Consider the following 18,837-nt stretch of genomic DNA (forward strand, 5'->3'; position numbering starts at 1 on the left):
CATCCGTCGGCATGCAACGACTATAAAATATGAGGTGTCATCATGAGAATCGGTGTCATTATGGGTGGTATTTCCACTGAGCGTGAGGTTTCTTTACAGACTGGTCAAGAGATGATCAGTCATTTGGATCGTAATAAATACGAAGTAATTCCAATCGTTATCGATCAACGAGCAGATTTAATCGGTCAAGTGCAGCAGACTGGCATCGATCTCGCACTATTAGCACTGCATGGTCAATATGGAGAAGACGGTACGGTGCAAGGAGCATTGGATACATTAGGCGTTCCATACACGGGCAGCGGTGTTTTAGCTAGCAGTCTATGTATGAATAAGCAGCTCTCGAAGATGCTGTTGAAAGCAGGAGGCGTGCACACGCCTGCAGGCCTTTGCTGGCAGGGGATGGACGATTATAATCCGGAAGCGGTAGAAAAGTTGGGTTACCCTGTTATCGTGAAACCGAATATGGGAGGCTCCAGTATCGGCATCCAGCTTGTGCATAATGAGAAGGAACTGCTGCCAGCTGTGCAGGAGGCTAGTCTCTTGGATCAAGCTATTTTGATTGAACCCTATATTAAAGGAACAGAGCTTACTTGCTCAATTGTAGATGGCGAAGTGTTGCCAATTATCGGTATTCGCTCCGTTCATTCAGAGTGGTTTGATTTTAAAGCAAAATATGAGACTGGTGGTGCTGAGGAGAAGGTAATTCAGCTTCCTCCCGTTGTTGAGGAGAACGTGCGCGAAGCTGCGCTAGCCAGTTATCGGATGCTGCAGTGCAAGGTGTATGCACGGGTCGATATGATCTTGTGTGAGGATAGACCGTACGTGTTGGAAGTCAATACGTTACCGGGGATGACAGCCAACAGCCTGCTTCCGAAGAGCGCAGCCGCGGCCGGGATGAGCTTTGCTCAATTGCTGGATCGCATTATTTCTAGCTCGCTACATGAACGGAAACAGGAATGGGAGATGGTGCAATATGTGTAGAGAAGAGGGATCAGGACAATTTTTATCCTCACGTGTACGGGAAATCAGACCATCAGGCATTCGCGCATTTTTTGATCTAAATGAAACGGGTGGAGATACGATCGCGGTTGGAGTCGGAGAACCAGATTTCATTACACCAGAGAAGATACGTGAAGCATGCATTCAAGCGTTGCGGGAAGGGCATACAAAATATACTTCTAATGCTGGCATGATGGAGCTGCGGGAGGAGATTTCAGGATATCTTTTTAGCAACTTTGAGCTCTCTTATGATCCGGATCAGGAGATTATCGTGACGATGGGGAGTAGTGAAGCCGTTGACTTGGCGCTGCGAGCAGTAATCAATCTGGATGATGAGGTGCTAATTCCAGCGCCAAGCTATATCGCCTATGAGCCGATTACTCATTTGCACGGTGGTAATGTCGTCGAGGTGTCTACTACCGCAGAAGAGCAGTTTAAACTGACAGCGCAAGCACTGCAACGTTCGATTACACCTCGTTCAAAGGTTTTGATGATCAATTATCCGTGCAATCCGACGGGAACAGTTATGACTGAGCAGGACTGGTTGCCGATTGTGGAGCTCATTAATAAACACAATTTGGTTGTGATATCGGACGAAGTATATGCGGAATTAACTTATGGTAGAAAGCATGTCAGTATTGCCTCTTTGCCAGGCATGAAGGAACGTACGATTGTTATCAGCGGCTTTTCCAAAGCATTCGCGATGACAGGCTGGCGGGTTGGTTATGCATGCGGCCCGCACGAATTAATAGCTGGTATGTTGAAAATCCATCAGTATACGGCTATGAGCGCTCCAACTATTTCACAGATCGCTGCGCTCGAATCATTGCGTCATGGCCTGGCAGCCAAAGATGAGATGATGGCGAGTTATGATGAGCGCCGCAAACTGTTTGTAGCTGGCTTGAATGCAATCGGGTTAAGCTGTCATGTGCCTGAGGGCGCTTTTTATGCCTTTCCTTCTATAGCTTCCACAGGTATGTCATCTGAGCAATTTTCTCTTCGTCTGTTAGAGGAAGCCAAGGTAGCGGTAGTGCCGGGACATGTATTTGGATCGAGCGGAGAGGGTTTTATCCGCTGCTCCTATGCAACTTCGCTCGTCGATTTGGAGAAAGTGCTGGAGCGGATGGGAAGGTTTATGCAGATGATGCAGTTTGCTTGAAGAAACGATCATCGTTGATGAAACGTTAGTTGACTTTATCGCAATGGGTTATAGACAATATTGCCTCGCAAATCACGTCGTATCTTTATTAAGCATATAAAAAAACAGCCTAGAACATTAGGCTGTTTTTTTTATCTTGATCTTGATACCCTGCATTCATCACGTGACTAGTAGTGATCATCATATTAGATGAAAAACAAATCGACAGGATAATAGCAGATGCCATTCTACGTGCTAACTACATATTGTAAGCATGAAAGGAGGACTGTATGTGAGTACGGTTATTTCCCATTTTTACAATGAAGAGTATTTACTTCCATGGTGGCTAAAGCATCATGTCCCGTTGTTTAAACATGGTATTCTTATTGATCGCGGTTCTAACGATCGTTCCGTTGATATATGCAAAAAGCTTGCTCCTCATTGGGAAGTTCGGGAGTCCAAAGTAGCTGAATTCGACGCCTTACTCGTTGATCGTGAAGTGATGGAAATAGAGGCGGAATGCATAGGTTGGAAAATGGTGTTAAATACGACCGAATTTCTCTGTTTCCCAGACAAACAGCCGTTTTTTGCGAAACTTGAAACGTTAGGCAGCAGCATGTATCATATTCGGACCATATTTCTAGTCGATGATCCTAACTATGGATATACAGAACCAGACCCAAAAGTTCCGCTTGTCAAACAGCGGCATCATGGTTTTATACTTCCGCATGCCGGAAGGTTCATTCATCGTTATAAACATGGAAGTTATACGGTCGGCAGACATTCGACGGATCAATCGTTTACCTACTTGCCGTTCCTAGATGTTCCTGATCCTGCGTTTGTTATTAAATGCTACTTCAGTCCGTGGACAGAAGAATTGAAGCTCCGTAAACTTCAAATTGGTCCTACGTTGTCAGCTAGTAGTATTCACAGCAGGTTAGGACATCAACATCTTGTTAATCGTGAGGAACTTGAGCAGGCGTATTTGCATTATGTACAGCAATCAAGTGATTTGCGACTTTATCCAGCTTATCAACGATTATGGGAATGAGCACAAGAGTCTGACAAGGTTGTATTTGTGAACAAATGGTAATTATAGGCGATTCAGTTGCAAATGAAGAGACAATTTCTTGAAAGAACGAGGGGAAATTGTCTTTTTGTTATGTAAATAAGCAAACCATTTTCATATATTCAAGCATTATCTCTTTTGCAAACCAGCGAAGATTTATGTTCTGTGAATGAGTTACCCCTTTTCATTCGATAAGCTTTAGTAGAAAATAGTAGATATCTATAACCGAATGGGAACAGTTAAATAGCCTCGCATCCTACATAACGGAGTCATGATCATAGAAGCTTTTGCACCATTGCACGGAGGCTTTTTAACTTGTGGACAGGTAGATGAACGTCTTTGCATCATTGTTTAGACACCCAGCTGACTCATCGTATTCATGCGGAATGTTAACATGGTGTTGACAAGACACCAAAAGGTGTCCTATAGTTGAAGTGACACTGAACGGTGTCGAATTAGAAGTTCTCGCTTTATCGGCGATACATTCTAATAGCCGCATGCTTTAAGAAGGTTGTGAAATTAACGGCTGTCCCTTGGTAATAATGTGAGGAGAGAGTGTTGTGAGCGAGAACAACCCGTCGCGGGATGTGTTTGACGCGATTGCAGATCCGACTAGGCGCCAACTCATTTCTCTGTTATCAGAGGCTGAGGAGATACCGCTTCATGAGTTGACAGCACAGTTTGAAATGGGCCGGACAGCGGTATCCAAGCATTTGACAATTCTTAAAGAGGCCGGACTGGTGCTTGATCGAAAAGTAGGCAGAGAAACGCGTTTTAGACTAAATGCTTCCCCACTTAGAGAAGTTCAAGATTGGGTGGCTTTCTACAGTAAGTTTTGGAGTGCGAATATGCTGCGCTTAAATCAACTATTAATGGAGGAAGAAGAATGAGTTTAAAACTAGAATTAGATTTTCAGTATACGACAACGATTGAGAAGCTATGGTCTGCTATCACTGATCCAAATAAGCTTGAAAAGTGGGTATTGCCCAATGATTTCAAGCCTGAAGTAGGACATCATTTTCAATTTCGAGCTGAGCCTAATGAATGGTGGGATGGCTTAATTGAAGGAGAAGTATTAGTTGTGGAAGAGCCAGGTCGTTTGTCTTATTCTTGGGCCAGCGGAGCGGAGAAGCATTTGGTCGTCTGGACGCTGCAAGATTTAGGAGATGGAAAGGTTAATCTTCATTTAGAACAAACTGGATTCTCCAATCCTCATGGACTTGCAGGTGCTAAGCACGGCTGGACTGGCTGGTGCGGCAAGCTTGAACAAGTGCTGGAACAATAGCTGCAAATGGATACTAGCTATGTCCTTCTATAAGGCTAACCTTAGTAGGCAAGTTAGTTGAAATCCTGCTTTCTTACATCAATATAAACCGGCTGCATGTGGATTGCAGCCGGTTTATATTTCTTACCGATCGTTTAACCATTATGAATAGAAGTAGCTACTATTACTAACGGAGGGAAGTAAGTCATGAACGAATCGAATCAAGAGTATATCGTAATCTCGGCTGCGAGGGAAAACAACCTTAAGAATGTATCTTTGCGCATTCCGAAGCGAAAAATCACCATTTTCACGGGGGTATCTGGCTCAGGTAAGTCATCGATCGTCTTCGATACGATTGCAGCCGAGTCAACACGATTGCTGAACGAGAACTTCAGCATGTTCGTGCGTACTTTCTTGCCGCGCTATCCGCAGCCAGATGCGGACGCAATCGAGAACTTGAGCATGGCTGTTATTGTGGATCAAAAGCGACTCGGTGGCGGCTCACATTCCACGATGGGGACGATTACTGATATTTCTCCCATTCTCCGTCTTCTCTTCTCTCGGGTGGGTCAGCCCTATGTTGGGCAATCGAACATGTTCTCGTTTAACGATCCGCAAGGCATGTGTCCAGATTGCAGCGGGCTAGGCCGCCAATTAGGTGTTGACATGAGTAAGGCTGTAGACATGAACAAGTCGTTGAATGAAGGGGCAATTATGCTGCCGGGTTATAACGTGAACGACTGGGAATGGAATATGCTCGTGCAGTCTGGTTCCTACGATCTGGACAAAAAGCTGAGCGATTATTCGGATGAGGACCTAGAGGAACTACTGTACGGCAAGGCAAGGAAAGTGAAAATGGATTTCGCCGGTAAGGCTACGAATATTACAGTGGAAGGCGCTCTTGAGAAATTCACGAACAAATACATTAAGCAGGATGTGAAGGCAAAGTCCGAGCGTACACAAAAAACGGTTGCACCATTTATAACCGAGTGTTCTTGCCCTAGCTGCCACGGTGCGAGACTAAGTCAGGCAACGCTTAGTTGCAAAATTAATGGACTCAATATCGCGGACATGTCCTCTATGGAGGTCGGCCAGCTCATTCGCGTCATTCGGGAGATTGACGATTCTGTCGCTGCCCCAGTCATAAAGTCTTTAGCGGAACGATTGCAGCATCTGGTGGATATCGGACTTGACTACTTGACGTTAGACCGTGAGACAGATACATTGTCTGGCGGTGAATCGCAGCGCGTCAAAATGGTGAAGCACCTTAGTGGTAGTCTGGTGGATGTTACTTACATTTTCGATGAACCTAGTGTTGGCTTGCATCCCCGTGATGTACATCGCTTAAATGAACTGCTTCAGAAGCTGCGCGACAAGGGTAATACAGTCATCGTCGTCGAACATGATCCCGATGTAATCAAGGTAGCGGATCATATCGTCGATGTCGGGCCGCACGCTGGCAGTCGCGGCGGTACGATCATGTATGTAGGAAGCTACGAAGGACTACTGGAATCAGGTACATTGACAGGCACCCATATGAAACGTCCGCTCCAGCTAAAGCAGGATTGCAGGCAGTCATCAGGTAAACTGTCCATTACGAATGCAACTCTCCATAACCTGCGAAATGTAAGTGTAGATATTCCTACTGGCATACTTACAGTAGTTACGGGTGTCGCTGGATCAGGTAAGAGTACGCTGATTAACGATGTATTCCTTAGCCAGCATCCAGATGCGATCGTCATCGACCAATCCGCGATAGGCGTGTCAACACGCTCAAATCCCGCAACTTACACGGGAATTATGGATGATGTGCGTAAGGCGTTTGCTACCGCAAACAAGGTCAGTCCAGGCTTGTTCAGCTTTAACTCCAAAGGGGCTTGTGAAAATTGCCAAGGCCTTGGCGTTGTGTACACTGATCTTTCATTCCTCGACAGTGTGAAGCTGCCATGCGAAGTATGCGATGGGAAACGATTCAAGGAAGAAGTGCTAGAATACAAGCTGAACGACAAGTCAATAGCAGATGTGCTAGAGATGACTGTGGAACAGGCATTGGAGTTCTTCAAGCTCAAAGAGGTAGTACGCAAGCTGCAGGCGATGAGTGATGTGGGATTAAACTATATTACACTCGGCCAGCCGCTCAGCACGCTTTCAGGTGGGGAATGCCAACGCATCAAGCTGGCAAGCGAACTGCATAAGCAGGGCAGTATCTATGTGATGGATGAGCCAACAACTGGCCTTCATATGTCAGATATCGGACATATTGTGGAGATCATGAACCGACTCGTGGATGCAGGTAATACGGTAATTGTCATCGAGCATAACATCGATGTGATCAGCCAAGCTGATTGGATCATCGATATGGGACCGGACGGAGGCAGCAATGGCGGCCAAGTGGTGTTCGTGGGAACTCCGACGCAAATCATCCATGCGGATCAGTCCATTACGGGAAGATATTTGAAATAAGCTTCAAATCCAATATAGAAATGGACATGGTTCGTTATCTCCTAGGATGGTTAGAAAATTAAAGGTTAACAATTAGGGCTGTCGGCATATTTGACAGCCTTTTTCTTATGGACTTTAATGAGGGCAGAGGACGAAATAAGCTTAGGTGAAATACCAGAGAAAGAAGATCGGAAATTTGACGATAGTTGGATGTAAAACTATAATGGCTATTTAATAAAATAAAATGCAGCTTCACTCATAAGTCAAATTAGAGACGCCGTAATCAAACGATTAACACGGAGTTCAAACGACGCCATGTTAAAGGAATCGTTCCTTTTTTATGAGTAAAAAATCGTTCTATATACAAAACGTATGTAAATACCTTTCAAAGCTGATAATGACTGAAAGTCAGACGAGAGAAATGGAGTAAAAACATGATTCAATTCCAAAATGTATCTAAGTACTTTGACCAAGGTACGCCTATAGTAAAAGCTTTAGATTTGACAATAAATAAAGGTGAGTTTTTTGTTCTGATTGGTCCCAGCGGCAGTGGTAAAACAACAACTTTAAAAATGATAAACCGTTTAATTGATTTATCTGAAGGAACCCTTCTCATTAACGGGAAAAGAATCAGCGACTACGATATTCATGAGCTGCGTTGGAACATCGGCTATGTTCTACAGCAAATCGCTTTATTTCCTCATATGACCATTGCAGAGAATATAGCTATCGTGCCTGAAATGAAAAGGTGGGATAAAGAGAAAATTGATGGACGGGTACATGAACTAATGAAATTGGTAGGCTTGGAACCTGACATCTATGGACAAAGAAAACCTAGGGAATTATCTGGTGGACAGCAGCAGAGGATAGGTGTCATCCGCGCGCTTGCAGCTGACCCAGAAATCATTATTATGGATGAACCCTTTAGTGCTCTGGATCCAATCAGCAGAGAAAAGCTGCAGGACGATATATTGACCCTTCAGAAAACGATCAAAAAAACGATAGTGTTTGTTACTCATGACATGCAGGAAGCATTAAAGTTAGGGGATCGCATCGCGATTATGAAAGACGGGGAAATTGTGCAGGTGGGAACACCTAATGAGTTAGTTCATCATCCAGCAAACGACTTCGTGTCGAGCTTTATAGGTAGGACAGAACCTATGCTTCGCATAGCAGATTTTGATCTAGAGCTCCTTTTATCCCAATCTGAATCTGTAACTCCAGTGGGTGCCGGAATGGAGACCTTATCTGTAAATAGTTCACTGGAAAGGACTCTTGAAGTATTATCCGAACATGATCAAATATCCGTTGAAAAAGATGGAGAGATTATCGGTGTGATAAGTCGCCAAACTTTGCTGCAGTATGTAAGGAATCAGTTGAGAATGAGGGTAGGTAACGTTAATGAATAATTTGTGGCAGACCTTTCTGGACCGAAAAGCAGACCTTTGGAGCGCATTAATCGAGCATATGACCATTTCATTAATCTCCTTATTTTTTGCTCTATTGATTGCCGTTCCTTTAGGGATATATTTGACGCGACAGAAAAGAGCAGCTGAGCTTGTAATCGGAATATCGGCTGTATTTCAGACCATTCCATCTTTAGCTCTGCTCGGTCTTCTCATACCCTTAGTAGGAATTGGGACAGTTCCAGCTATCATCGCTCTCGTCATTTATGCGCTTTTGCCTATTTTAAGAAATATATATACTGGAATTATTGAAGTTGATCGCAGTTTAATTGAAGCCGCTAAAGGTCTTGGCATGAATAACCGCAGGCTTTTGCTTAAGGTGGAGCTTCCGCTTGCCATGCCGGTAATTATGGCAGGTGTACGTACAGCAATGGTTTTAATTATTGGAACGACAACCATAGCTTCTCTCATTGGAGCAGGTGGACTGGGAGATTTAATCATCGTCGGGATCGATCGTAACGATACAAGTCTCATTTTACTGGGGGCGATTCCAGCCGCTGTATTGGCGTTATTATTCGATTTTCTGCTAAAAAAGATCGAGAAATTCTCATTCAAAAAGTCAATGATTTCTGTAATCTCCGTTGTCATCGCCGTCTTCCTCGTTATCTTTGTGACTTTAGGGTTTCAACCACAAAAGGCAGACATTGTTATAGGCGGCAAGCTGGGATCGGAGCCAGAAATATTGATGAATATGTATAAACTTCTTATAGAAGAGAATACATCACTAAATGTAGAGCTAAAGCCAAATATGGGAGGCACCACCTTCGTATATAACGCTCTTTTATCCGACAGTATCGATATGTATACTGAATTTACTGGAACAGCTATCGTCGATCTTTTAAAAGAACAACCAATAAGTACAGACCAAAAGCAAGTATACAAACAAGCCAAAGATGGCTTGCAAAGTAAACTAAATTGGGTCATGTTGGAACCGATGGCTTACAACAACACCTATGCACTTGCAATTCCTTCATCTATGGCAGAAAAGTATAATATCGGTACGATTTCCGATCTGAAAGCAATCGAGCATTTGATTGCTGCCGGCTTCACACCAGAATTTCCTGAACGGGAAGATGGTTATTTGGGGATCCAGAAGTTGTATGGCATTCAATTTGCCAATATCAATATTATGCAGCCAGCACTAAGATACACTGCCTTGAATTCAGGGGATATTCAGCTGATTGATGCTTATTCAACAGATAGCGAAATCCAACAATACAACCTTACCGTATTGAATGATGACAAACATTTATTTCCACCTTATCAAGGGGCACCCTTACTGAAGGCGGACACTTTAACTAAATATCCGGAACTGCAAGGGATATTGAACAAATTGTCCAATAAAATTACGGATGATGAAATGCGACTAATGAATTATAAAGTAAATGTTGAGAAAAAAGGGGCAGCTTCGGTCGCAAAAGAGTTCTTGGAGAAGAACAATTTGCTTCCTTAATGAGGGAGAGGGGTTTCATTTACTTGATTTTTGATAGCGATGCCTGCGGTACGTACCAACTAGTCTATAAACGGTTAGCGATGCTTGAAAAGGACACCTCCGAGCATACACATCTTGAAAACAACGTGTTGTTCGAACGAATTCGTGCAGCGATGTAACTTTTAATAGAAGCCCTTCTTCACTAAGTGAGGAAGGGCTTTTTTTTTCGATAAAGACAGATGTAAAAATGAAACCTAATCCGAGAGGAGAATTTTGAAACGAATCGAATATATGTACATAAATATGCTGAAACGACCCATTGGAGGAGTACCTTTGTTTATTCAAATCAAAATTGAAATTCCTCAAGCTCGCAGATCTATGGTATCCAGGCCAAGGCTGGTCGGTAAGTTTAATGAGGGCTTAGAGTCCAAGCTTACGCTTGTGTCTGCTCAGGCCGGTTACGGCAAAACAACAGCGCTCGGCACGTGGGCGAAACAATGCGGAGTTCCAGTTGCGTGGGTTTCGTTAGATAAGCTGGACAACGATTGGACAACGTTCTGGAACTGTATATTGACCTCCATTCGAAAAAGAGTTCCCGGTTTCGGCGAGAAGCTGGGATTTCTTCTGGAAATGGAGTCCGCAGCATCGTTTGAGCCGGGAATATCGGCGCTTCTGAACGAGCTGCAGCAACTAGATGATTCGCTTGTCCTCGTTCTGGATGACTACCATGTCATTGATTTACAAGCCATTCACCATTCCCTTAGCTATCTTCTTGAGTATCTGCCTCCCCATGTCCATCTTTATATCGCGAGCCGCGTCGAGTTGGCTTTCCCTACCGCCAGACTGATGGCTAAAGGAGAGATGGTCCAGATCAATATGAAGGATTTGCAGTTTAATTTGGATGAGGGCGTTATTTTTTTCAGAGATATGATGAAAATCTCCTTAACGAATGATCAGATCTTCGAACTATTCCGCCAGACGGAAGGATGGGTTAGCGGGCTGCAGCTTGCAGCGATTACGCTGAAGCGCAGCAGCAACATTGCAGCTTCCATTCGCCAATTCAACGGACAACAGCGACACATATCCAGTTATTTGCTGGAAGAGGTCTATGGGAACCTTTCGGAATCGATGCAGCAATTTTTACTCGCAACTTCCTTGCTCAGTCGGATGAATCGGGACTTGTGTCAGGCAGTCACAGATCAGAAGGACAGCCAGGGGCAGCTTGAGCGGCTGGAGCAACTAAATTTATTCCTCATTCCACTTGATGACCGACACGAGTGGTATCGGTACCATCATCTGCTATCCGATTTTTTGCAGCAGATCATTGCCAGAGATAATCCGGAGCAGTTGAGGCAATTCCATGTTCGCGCCGCGAGTTGGTTCGAAAGCCAAAGCTTAAATGAAGATGCGATAGAACATTACATCAAGGCTCAGCAGGTAGAGGATGCCGTTAGGTTGATCGAAAGTCTCCTTCCAGAGCTTATGAAATCGAAAGTAAACGTGCTTATCCGGTGGATCACATCCTTGCCCGAGAGCAGTTACGAACACAAACCGTTGTTCGAGATATTCTATATTTCTAAGTTAATAGAAGGTGGAGATTGGAACAAAGCGCTGCAACGAGCCGAACAAGCAGAGAAACGCTTCGAATCGCTCAAGGCCGTCATTCCAGAATTAGAGTGGAAACAGTTGATGGGAAATCTCTATTATTTCTGCGGAATCATTTGCTATCTGAAGCGAGATGTGATTAGAACTTCACATTATTTCGAACAGCTCGATTATTATTTGCCGGAAGGAGGAAGCTTTCAAAACTATGGAAGCAATCGATACCAAGACTATTATCTCTTCACCGATCTTCTCTCCCTTAACAATGATCTTCATGTTGTGGAGCAATTTCTACTGAAGTGGATTCATGTCTGGGGGGAGAGGGAGCATTATCCTTTTGTCGGCTATCTATATATTTCGTATTGCATGCTCCATTACGAGTGGAACAATTTAGAAGAAGCAGAATTATATCTTGGACAGGCGATGAAACGAGAGGATTTACAAACTAACATATGGATGCGGGTTCAGCTTCATCTGATATCGTCGTGGCTCCAACTGGCTCTTGGCAGAGGAAGCGAAGCCATCGAATCGCTAACACGTTTCAGCTTGACTATTGAATCACCGGACTATGATTTGATTATGCGCAGGATCAAGGAGCAGCAGGCTCATCTATTTTTGCGTCAAGGCCAGGTCCAGAAGACGATCGATTGGTCGGAACAGAATGGGCTGTCGTACAGGGATGAAGTCTCCCTGCATCGTATGGAGGAATATCTGGTGCTGGCAAGAGTGCTGGCGGTAAGTGAACGGATAGAGGAAGCGATTCATTTGATAGATAATTTGGAACGGTTGGTTGAGAAGGAGAATTACTTACGACTTCGCATCAAACTATTGGTAGTGAAGTGTACGGTGCTGTGGTACTCAGATCAGCCTCGGGAGGCTTTTGAAGCATTGAAGGCAGCTCTGTGGATCTCTGAGCCGACGGGATATATCCGCAGCTTCATTGATGAAGGGCCGGTAATGGAAGAGATGCTGTCCAATCTGGAAGAACGGCATGAACCAGGTTCCCGAGCAGTACCTTTCGGTTATATTTCGAAGCTGCTCCATGCATTCCGAGCCAGGCATTCTGACAGACTTTCTCGTGAAACAAGATTGACGGATCAGGAGGAGAATGTGCTTGACCTGATCGCTGAAGGATTGTTAAACAAGGAGATTGCTTCTCGATTGCAAATCTCTGTGGATACGGTAAAGTTTCATGTAAAAAACATCTATCGCAAGCTCGGCGTGCAGAGGCGCACGCAAGCCATCCAGCATGCGAAACAAAACCATTCTTTCAAGTGAAGGACAACCTACCTTATTTTTTACAAAAACCTACCCGTATGGGTAGGTTTTATTTGTTCACGCCCATTCTAGAATAAAAGAGAAAGTACGGGAGAGGTGAGTGATCAAGGGATTAAGCTTTGCATGAGATGCACGGCTGTACGATAACTTGGATGTCATTTCAAAAACAGGAGTGATTTTGTGTCTGTAGATTATCCAGCAATAAATAAGCTTGTAGAAGCGATGAAAGGAGTGCCTGCGACGAATCAATGGGATATTGTTTGTTCTTATAACGTCCAGCAGCTAAACCAATTTCTCCTTTCACAGTATGAAAACGGCAGATTGGCTAAAGAAGTTCATTTATCTACAAATCGTGAAGACCCCTTAACAGGGTCACAATTTACGATCAACTATAATATTCACTTTGCTTCTCCACAACTTTCTTTTGTCAGCGGCATGTCAGGTCATGCCAATTTAATCATGCCGATTATGGAAGGAAGTTCATATTCCGTTGTAGCAAGCGAATCCGGAAAACTCATTAGACAAGCTGATATTCCCACAGGCCACAGTGTCAATGCCATTGTGCCGCTTGCAGCGATATGCGGCGATACGGGACAAGTGGTGGAGCAAGGTGGCATGATTGAATTTAGTGACGGGAAAGAACATGATGCGCATATCATTATTCATTTTAAAAGCCAAAAAGGAACGTCATATTCCATTTTACCTATACCAGACCCGAAAGACAGGGACCCGCTTGTCACTTACCTTTTACCGATTTTAAGCGAATATTTTCAAACAGAAATAAAAGAAGTCGACTACGCTTTGTCCACCTTAAACAATAATGTTTCGAGCAGCGGACAAACGTTTTTAACGCCTTCGTCCTTTGTGTTTGCTTCAAACGGGGACAATGATGACGGGATTCTAAGCTTATATATTCAAACAAAAGAAAGCGGCAATCCTCCGGGCAATGTGACCCCGTCATTCCAACCCGGGGATCAGTCTTTCTTGCCAGTCCCACAAGGATATACGGCGTCTTTGATTCTATCTAATTCTTTAATTTCAAAAATATACTTACAGCCACAATTGAACCAATTAGGGTATGACGTAACATTTAATTCAGCGACAGAGGGCATTGCCGCAACCTTAAAAAGTCCTTTATCTGTTATCGCTGCAGGGGACGGCGGACATTACTACACCAGCGATTGGAAGTATGAAGGACTAAACGTAAGCTTTGAAAATGTTCCTTTGCGTTTAAGTCTAGCCAGGGGAGGGGTAACTCTAGCTTGGGAAAGCAGCACCATTTCTTCATGGGAGGAAACACAAGGAAATGCTCCTGGAGTTCACGGCATGCCCCAAACGAACAGCGGCAAAGTAGTGGTTGCGATTAGTTTAAACAAAGGTCCTGTTCCGATTCTATTGGGTGATAACGATATCATTAGTTCTGATTTAAATGTGTCGCCGAGTGACTTTCAGGTTCATATGAAAGCAGTCGGGGGAGGCGATATACCACGATTTTATACGGACGAAATGACGCTTAATGCCCCTGCCGTACATTTTGCTTTTCAAGGTTTAAATGTTTTCAGCACAACAAACTTACTTGCACCGGGTAAGCAAATGATTCAATTTGACACGAACGTGGGCATTTATACGCCGCATGATTTTCTACTTGTAGGATACGTAACGAAGGGGGAGGACTTTCATGCCTAGTATTTTGGATAGTCTCGTTTATCAAGCCGTTTACAGGGTGACAAAACGCCTCATTACGAGCGGCAGCTCGAGTTTAGAAGGGTATAGAAGGAATTTAAATGAAGGAACGGCATTGTATCGATACGTCGGATATCGCGGTTTCCGGCCTCAACAAGAAATGGCAGGAAGAACGATATGGACCTCGCCGCTTAACGATAACGCTAACCGTTGGACCGGAGTGGACTGGGAAAATAAAAGCGGGCAACAAGGCCTATACCTATCTTCAGAAGAACCGAGACAGATGGATACGAGTTTCCCCGAATTAGAACATTACCAAGACTCCACTTTACCGCCGGATCAAGAGATCAGTCATTTTGAATATTCGAGCGGAGATGGGGAGCTTGTGTGGAAAAGATCGAAAGTAAGCGAACTCAGAACCATGTTTTTGTTTACTACTAATAAAGAATTAACGGGCATTGATCTGAATTATGAAAACGATTCAAGAGGTATCATTCAAGATATCTATAGAGATGCAAAATATGAAATACCCGCCGCATTTCTTTCTGGGCGCACGGCGGAGGAGCTTTATTTCGATCCTGAAGACGCAAGCTTTAACCGGGCAATAGGCAATGCTGTATTGGAGTCCATGCCAGTAGACTTTTTTATTACAACTTCTGTACGCGATCGCAAAAGCCAAAATGTAATTATGAGAGGAGAACAGGGGACTGCAATTGAATGTTTAAAGCCGCAAGGCAGAAATACCTTCTATATGAATGACACAACAAAAACGACTGAATCCGTATCTACCGTAGCCGACTTGATTTACAACGATACATTCGATGAATCGAGTGAAGGTATCTTTATCCCCAAAGAACTATTGGAGAAAACATGGGGGGAGTTAGCTGGTCTCGCAAATGAAATTGAAAAAGATCTAAATTGGGAAGATGGCTACAGGCAAATAGATGAGAAGATCAGTTCAGAAGTTTCAGAAAAATTAAAATCTACAAATGATCCATTTGCTCAAAGCCTAGATAAGCTCGAAGAGCAGTTGTTGAACGATAGTTTTGTAGAATCTGTCAAAAAAACGTTTCATGATTTCGTCATCGCTGATTCAACACTTTCTAAAAGCTTTCTTTCCCTATATTCAATGATTGGGATAGCGGATGTCACTACCGTACTTCAAAAAGTAATTGTAGAGCCTCGGTTTGAAAAGATTGCCAACAAAGACGGTTCCGATGCGCAAAGCTATATCGCCAGCACCCTTTTGAGCGAGTTAGCGGGCCGAAAACTTCACTGGCTGGAGCAAAATGCTCCCCTCATTCAACAGCGGCTCGTTGAAGCCAGCATGACTGTAACTGAAACAAGCAAAGAGCTGCAAACCAAGCAAAGCTCACTGAGCGAAATTAACGAAGCGTTGAAACAAGTTCCGAATGACGTGCAATTGCAGCTAACGGCACATAACCTTCGCAATGAAATCGATCAGCTGACAGAGAAACTAAAGGATGCTGAATCAAGGAAGGAACAAGCCGACACCGATACTGTGGACAATGAGCGAGAGAGAAAGGAAGCTTACGAGAGAAAAGAACGAATGGATGAAATACGGAAAGAACATCGCCGTGAAAGGGAGAGGGTGTAGCCGATGAAAAGCGAACTAACAACGGACATACCCGATATTTTACTCAAACAGCCGCTTGAAGAATTGCAAATCGTCAACATCCATAATCATTTGGTTGTCGTGAGTTCAGAAGATTTACTGCAAATCGGCTCACACACTTCATTTGGCGAAGATTTTTCGAGTCTTGACAGCGTATCTATTTATGCTGAAAGTTTATTGCTGTCAGAAGTATTCCGTTTGAAAAAGGGCGTCATTTCCGCACATTCTCTTACTGTTGCTGGCAAAGGAGTCATTGACGCTTCCGGAAAACCGGGAGACAGCAAAGATACGCCGAACGAACATCCGGATGAAAAAGGCCTCACAGGAGGAAATGGAAAACCTGGCGGTGATTTATCTATTTATGTAGAAATGACGGAGTCCCAGCCTTTAAATGTCCATGTATCGGCAAATGGGGGATTGGGCGGCGAAGGCCAGCGCGGCACACTTTCCACTATAGGCGGGGATGGGGGAAGCGGCGGCGACGGAGGCCAAGTCATCGTACTTACGGGCTCGCCTTATTTGGTTTGGCTTTCGAAGCTTAAAGGGGTGAACCAGCTTCAGACGGTCGAGGAAATTCAGCAGGGCATTAAAGAATTGCTAGATCTGATTCCTAATTCAGAGGGATTATCCGGTGTCAAAGAATCGTTAACGGAAATAAGTTCGCCGGCAGACGCCACAATAGAACATTGCCAAAAGGTTATAGAAAACGTTTCATTTCAGCTGCTAGGACTGATCGCAACATGGAACAACTCCGTACAATCATCTATTGATGTATCCGGCGGTGATTATGGCGTGTATGGGGAAGGAAAGATAAATGGCGATAATGGGCATGAGGGAAAGCCGGGCATTTTGCAGCATATTAATTTTGATGAACCGCTAAATGTCATGCAAAAATCTTTTTCTCCCTTTATGATGATTCACCCGAGCCAGTGTACTCGTTTATTGGAAAAAATAAAATTAATGTATTTAACTATTGATCCAGTTAATAATCCGCAAGGCGTTAAGGATATCGCTGCTTTACTTCTGCGATTACAATCCCGTACAGCGTTGTTCGATCAACTGGAAGTCGAATCCGAACTTGCGAAGTTTTATAATGAACATGAGTATGAGATTGGCGCCATTGGAGCTATTTCACAATTAAGAAGCGTGTATAGCCAAACAAACAATTACCTGGATCAGCTGGCAAAAGGAAAAAATTTGTTTGGCTTTGACAGCAGCCACGTGCCGCTCGCGTCCTTTGCTTTTTATAATGACACATTAGATAAATTGATCGACAATTTTGGCAAACTGCAAATCGAATATAACAACTACTTTGAACAGTTGAAAAATAATCAAGCGGACATGGAACATATAAAACGGGCAAGAGAGACATTATCCGTCGTCAAAACAAATGCGCAAGAGGACCTTCAAACCCTGAAAGAGACCCTTTTGAAAACAGCTACCGTCATTGACAGCTATCAAACGATTATTCCCCTATTAAAGCAAAGAGTGACTGACGCCATCGAGGGACTTGAGGAAGATATTCAGTCCTACTTTGATTTTAATTATGATAACTTGTTTCAAGCGTTAACAAGCTTGGCTTTTGCACCGGAATCAGGCTTTATGATATCTGTCTTAACGAGTGAATTTGTTTACAAGGGAACAACAAAAATTATGGATGATAAGGATTTACCGGTTAATAAAGAGTATTTAGTAAGGGAAATTAGGACAGTCCAAGCAGATATCAAAAGTTTGGAAGAAGGTTATCAAGCGCTGAATAACGGTACTTTGACTCCTGAGGATCCGTCTGCGGGAAGGCTGATCACAACAGCAAAGCAGCTTTTCAGTTTTTTGGACGATTTTTATGGGAAATTTCCGCATCAACTAGATGATTTGAAAAAAGTATTTAAAGATTATATTAGTCATGTCATTGAAAGAAACAATAAAATCTTAACCTATAACGCAATCGTGCTGCTTATGCTTCGAAACCATGAGCTAATAGAATCGGCGGATGATCGGTGCGAGGAGCTTAATGACGAAGTCTTGAATAAACTGTCACCGGATTTGCCGGATCTTGTATCCTTTATGTCCAGCAGCATCTATACGGCCAGAAATCAAATTATGGAAGTACTGGATTTGACGGCTCGAGCATACCGTTTTTGGTCTCTTTCGGATCATAACCCGCTTACTAATCTTTATGGAAATAAGACACTCCCGCAAATGAATTATGCTACTCTATTATCTATTAAAAATAATATCATGATCGATTATCAACAAGCGGTAGAAAGGTTCGGAACAAACCACTCCGATTTTCCTCACGATCCCAATGATCAGGGGTTAATTTACGAGCTTCCTTCGTATCAGGTGGAGATTCTAAAATTAGTGAAGCATATCTGTGTCAAGATCCCGACAGTCACGCAGGGAACCACTCTACAGGAAGGTAATATATTTGCAAAGATGGCGAATGTAAGAGTAAGACTTGTGAGGGTATGGATTGACGGGGCGAAAACAGCCAATAATCAACTAAGGGTTCATCTTACACATTCAGGCGATGAGGAGATCACAAGCCAGTCCGGAGAGGTGTTCGCCTTTTCTCATGCACCTGTCAGCAAACCGTTTTTTTACCATTTAGACACAGGTAAAGTAATGGAGGAAGCTAATTTCGGGATGGAAGAAGACAAAACGAATTATGCGGCTCTCGGTCCGTTTACACAATGGAACATCTCTGTTAGTGATGACGATAATGCTTCGCTTGATTTATCAGGGGTGACAGGTATTCGGCTTGAATTCCATGGGACGAACTATGATTTTGACAGCAACAAAAAAGAGGATAAACAAAAGTGAATGTA

13 protein-coding genes are annotated in these 18,837 nt (G+C 43.6%); all 13 read left to right on the top strand.

The window, feature by feature from the left end:
* Positions 1-42: 42 nt before the first annotated feature.
* The 13 genes from NQ117_RS02060 (at position 43) to NQ117_RS02120 (ending at position 18,832) form a co-directional block, all read left to right on the top strand.
* The gene (locus tag NQ117_RS02060; protein ID WP_258276360.1) at positions 43-981 is read left to right on the top strand and encodes a D-alanine--D-alanine ligase; all 939 of its coding nucleotides are present in this window, start codon (positions 43-45) and stop codon (positions 979-981) included.
* A complete protein-coding gene (locus NQ117_RS02065; protein ID WP_258276361.1) occupies positions 974-2,158 on the top strand; it encodes an aminotransferase class I/II-fold pyridoxal phosphate-dependent enzyme in 1,185 nt (394 codons plus the stop codon). The genes NQ117_RS02060 and NQ117_RS02065 overlap by 8 nt, the downstream gene beginning before the upstream one ends.
* Positions 2,159-2,411: 253 nt before the next feature.
* Positions 2,412-3,188: a glycosyltransferase family 2 protein gene (locus NQ117_RS02070; RefSeq protein WP_258276362.1), complete on the top strand. Its 777-nt coding sequence runs from the start codon at positions 2,412-2,414 to the stop codon at positions 3,186-3,188.
* A 578-nt stretch (positions 3,189-3,766) separates the two neighbouring features.
* Positions 3,767-4,096 (top strand): ArsR/SmtB family transcription factor, encoded by a 330-nt coding sequence (locus NQ117_RS02075; RefSeq protein ID WP_258276363.1) that lies wholly within the window; start codon positions 3,767-3,769, stop codon positions 4,094-4,096.
* The gene (locus tag NQ117_RS02080) at positions 4,093-4,491 is read left to right on the top strand and encodes an SRPBCC family protein (protein WP_258276364.1); all 399 of its coding nucleotides are present in this window, start codon (positions 4,093-4,095) and stop codon (positions 4,489-4,491) included. The genes NQ117_RS02075 and NQ117_RS02080 overlap by 4 nt, the downstream gene beginning before the upstream one ends.
* 186 nt (positions 4,492-4,677) lie before the next feature.
* Entirely contained in the window at positions 4,678-6,933 is a 2,256-nt protein-coding gene (locus tag NQ117_RS02085) for an excinuclease ABC subunit UvrA (protein WP_258276365.1), read from the top strand.
* Positions 6,934-7,346: 413 nt separating this feature from the next.
* The gene (locus NQ117_RS02090; RefSeq protein WP_258276366.1) at positions 7,347-8,321 is read left to right on the top strand and encodes an ABC transporter ATP-binding protein; all 975 of its coding nucleotides are present in this window, start codon (positions 7,347-7,349) and stop codon (positions 8,319-8,321) included.
* A complete protein-coding gene (locus NQ117_RS02095; protein ID WP_258276367.1) occupies positions 8,314-9,831 on the top strand; it encodes an ABC transporter permease/substrate-binding protein in 1,518 nt (505 codons plus the stop codon). The genes NQ117_RS02090 and NQ117_RS02095 overlap by 8 nt, the downstream gene beginning before the upstream one ends.
* Positions 9,832-9,854: 23 nt before the next feature.
* Entirely contained in the window at positions 9,855-9,989 is a 135-nt protein-coding gene (locus tag NQ117_RS02100; RefSeq protein WP_375163011.1) for a hypothetical protein, read from the top strand.
* A 154-nt stretch (positions 9,990-10,143) separates the two neighbouring features.
* Positions 10,144-12,690: a winged helix-turn-helix domain-containing protein gene (locus tag NQ117_RS02105; RefSeq protein WP_258276368.1), complete on the top strand. Its 2,547-nt coding sequence runs from the start codon at positions 10,144-10,146 to the stop codon at positions 12,688-12,690.
* Between the two features lie 180 nt (positions 12,691-12,870).
* Positions 12,871-14,376, top strand: a complete 1,506-nt coding sequence (locus NQ117_RS02110) for a hypothetical protein (protein WP_258276369.1) — start codon at positions 12,871-12,873, stop codon at positions 14,374-14,376.
* Positions 14,369-15,991 carry a hypothetical protein gene (locus tag NQ117_RS02115; protein WP_258276370.1) on the top strand — a complete coding sequence of 541 codons (1,623 nt, stop codon included), beginning with the start codon at positions 14,369-14,371 and terminating at the stop codon, positions 15,989-15,991. Before NQ117_RS02110 ends, NQ117_RS02115 begins: the two co-directional genes overlap by 8 nt.
* Positions 15,992-15,994: 3 nt before the next feature.
* Entirely contained in the window at positions 15,995-18,832 is a 2,838-nt protein-coding gene (locus tag NQ117_RS02120; protein ID WP_258276371.1) for a hypothetical protein, read from the top strand.
* Positions 18,833-18,837: the final 5 nt, after the last annotated feature.

The organism is Paenibacillus sp. SC116 (assembly GCF_024733555.1).
GTDB lineage: Bacteria > Bacillota > Bacilli > Paenibacillales > Paenibacillaceae > Paenibacillus_B.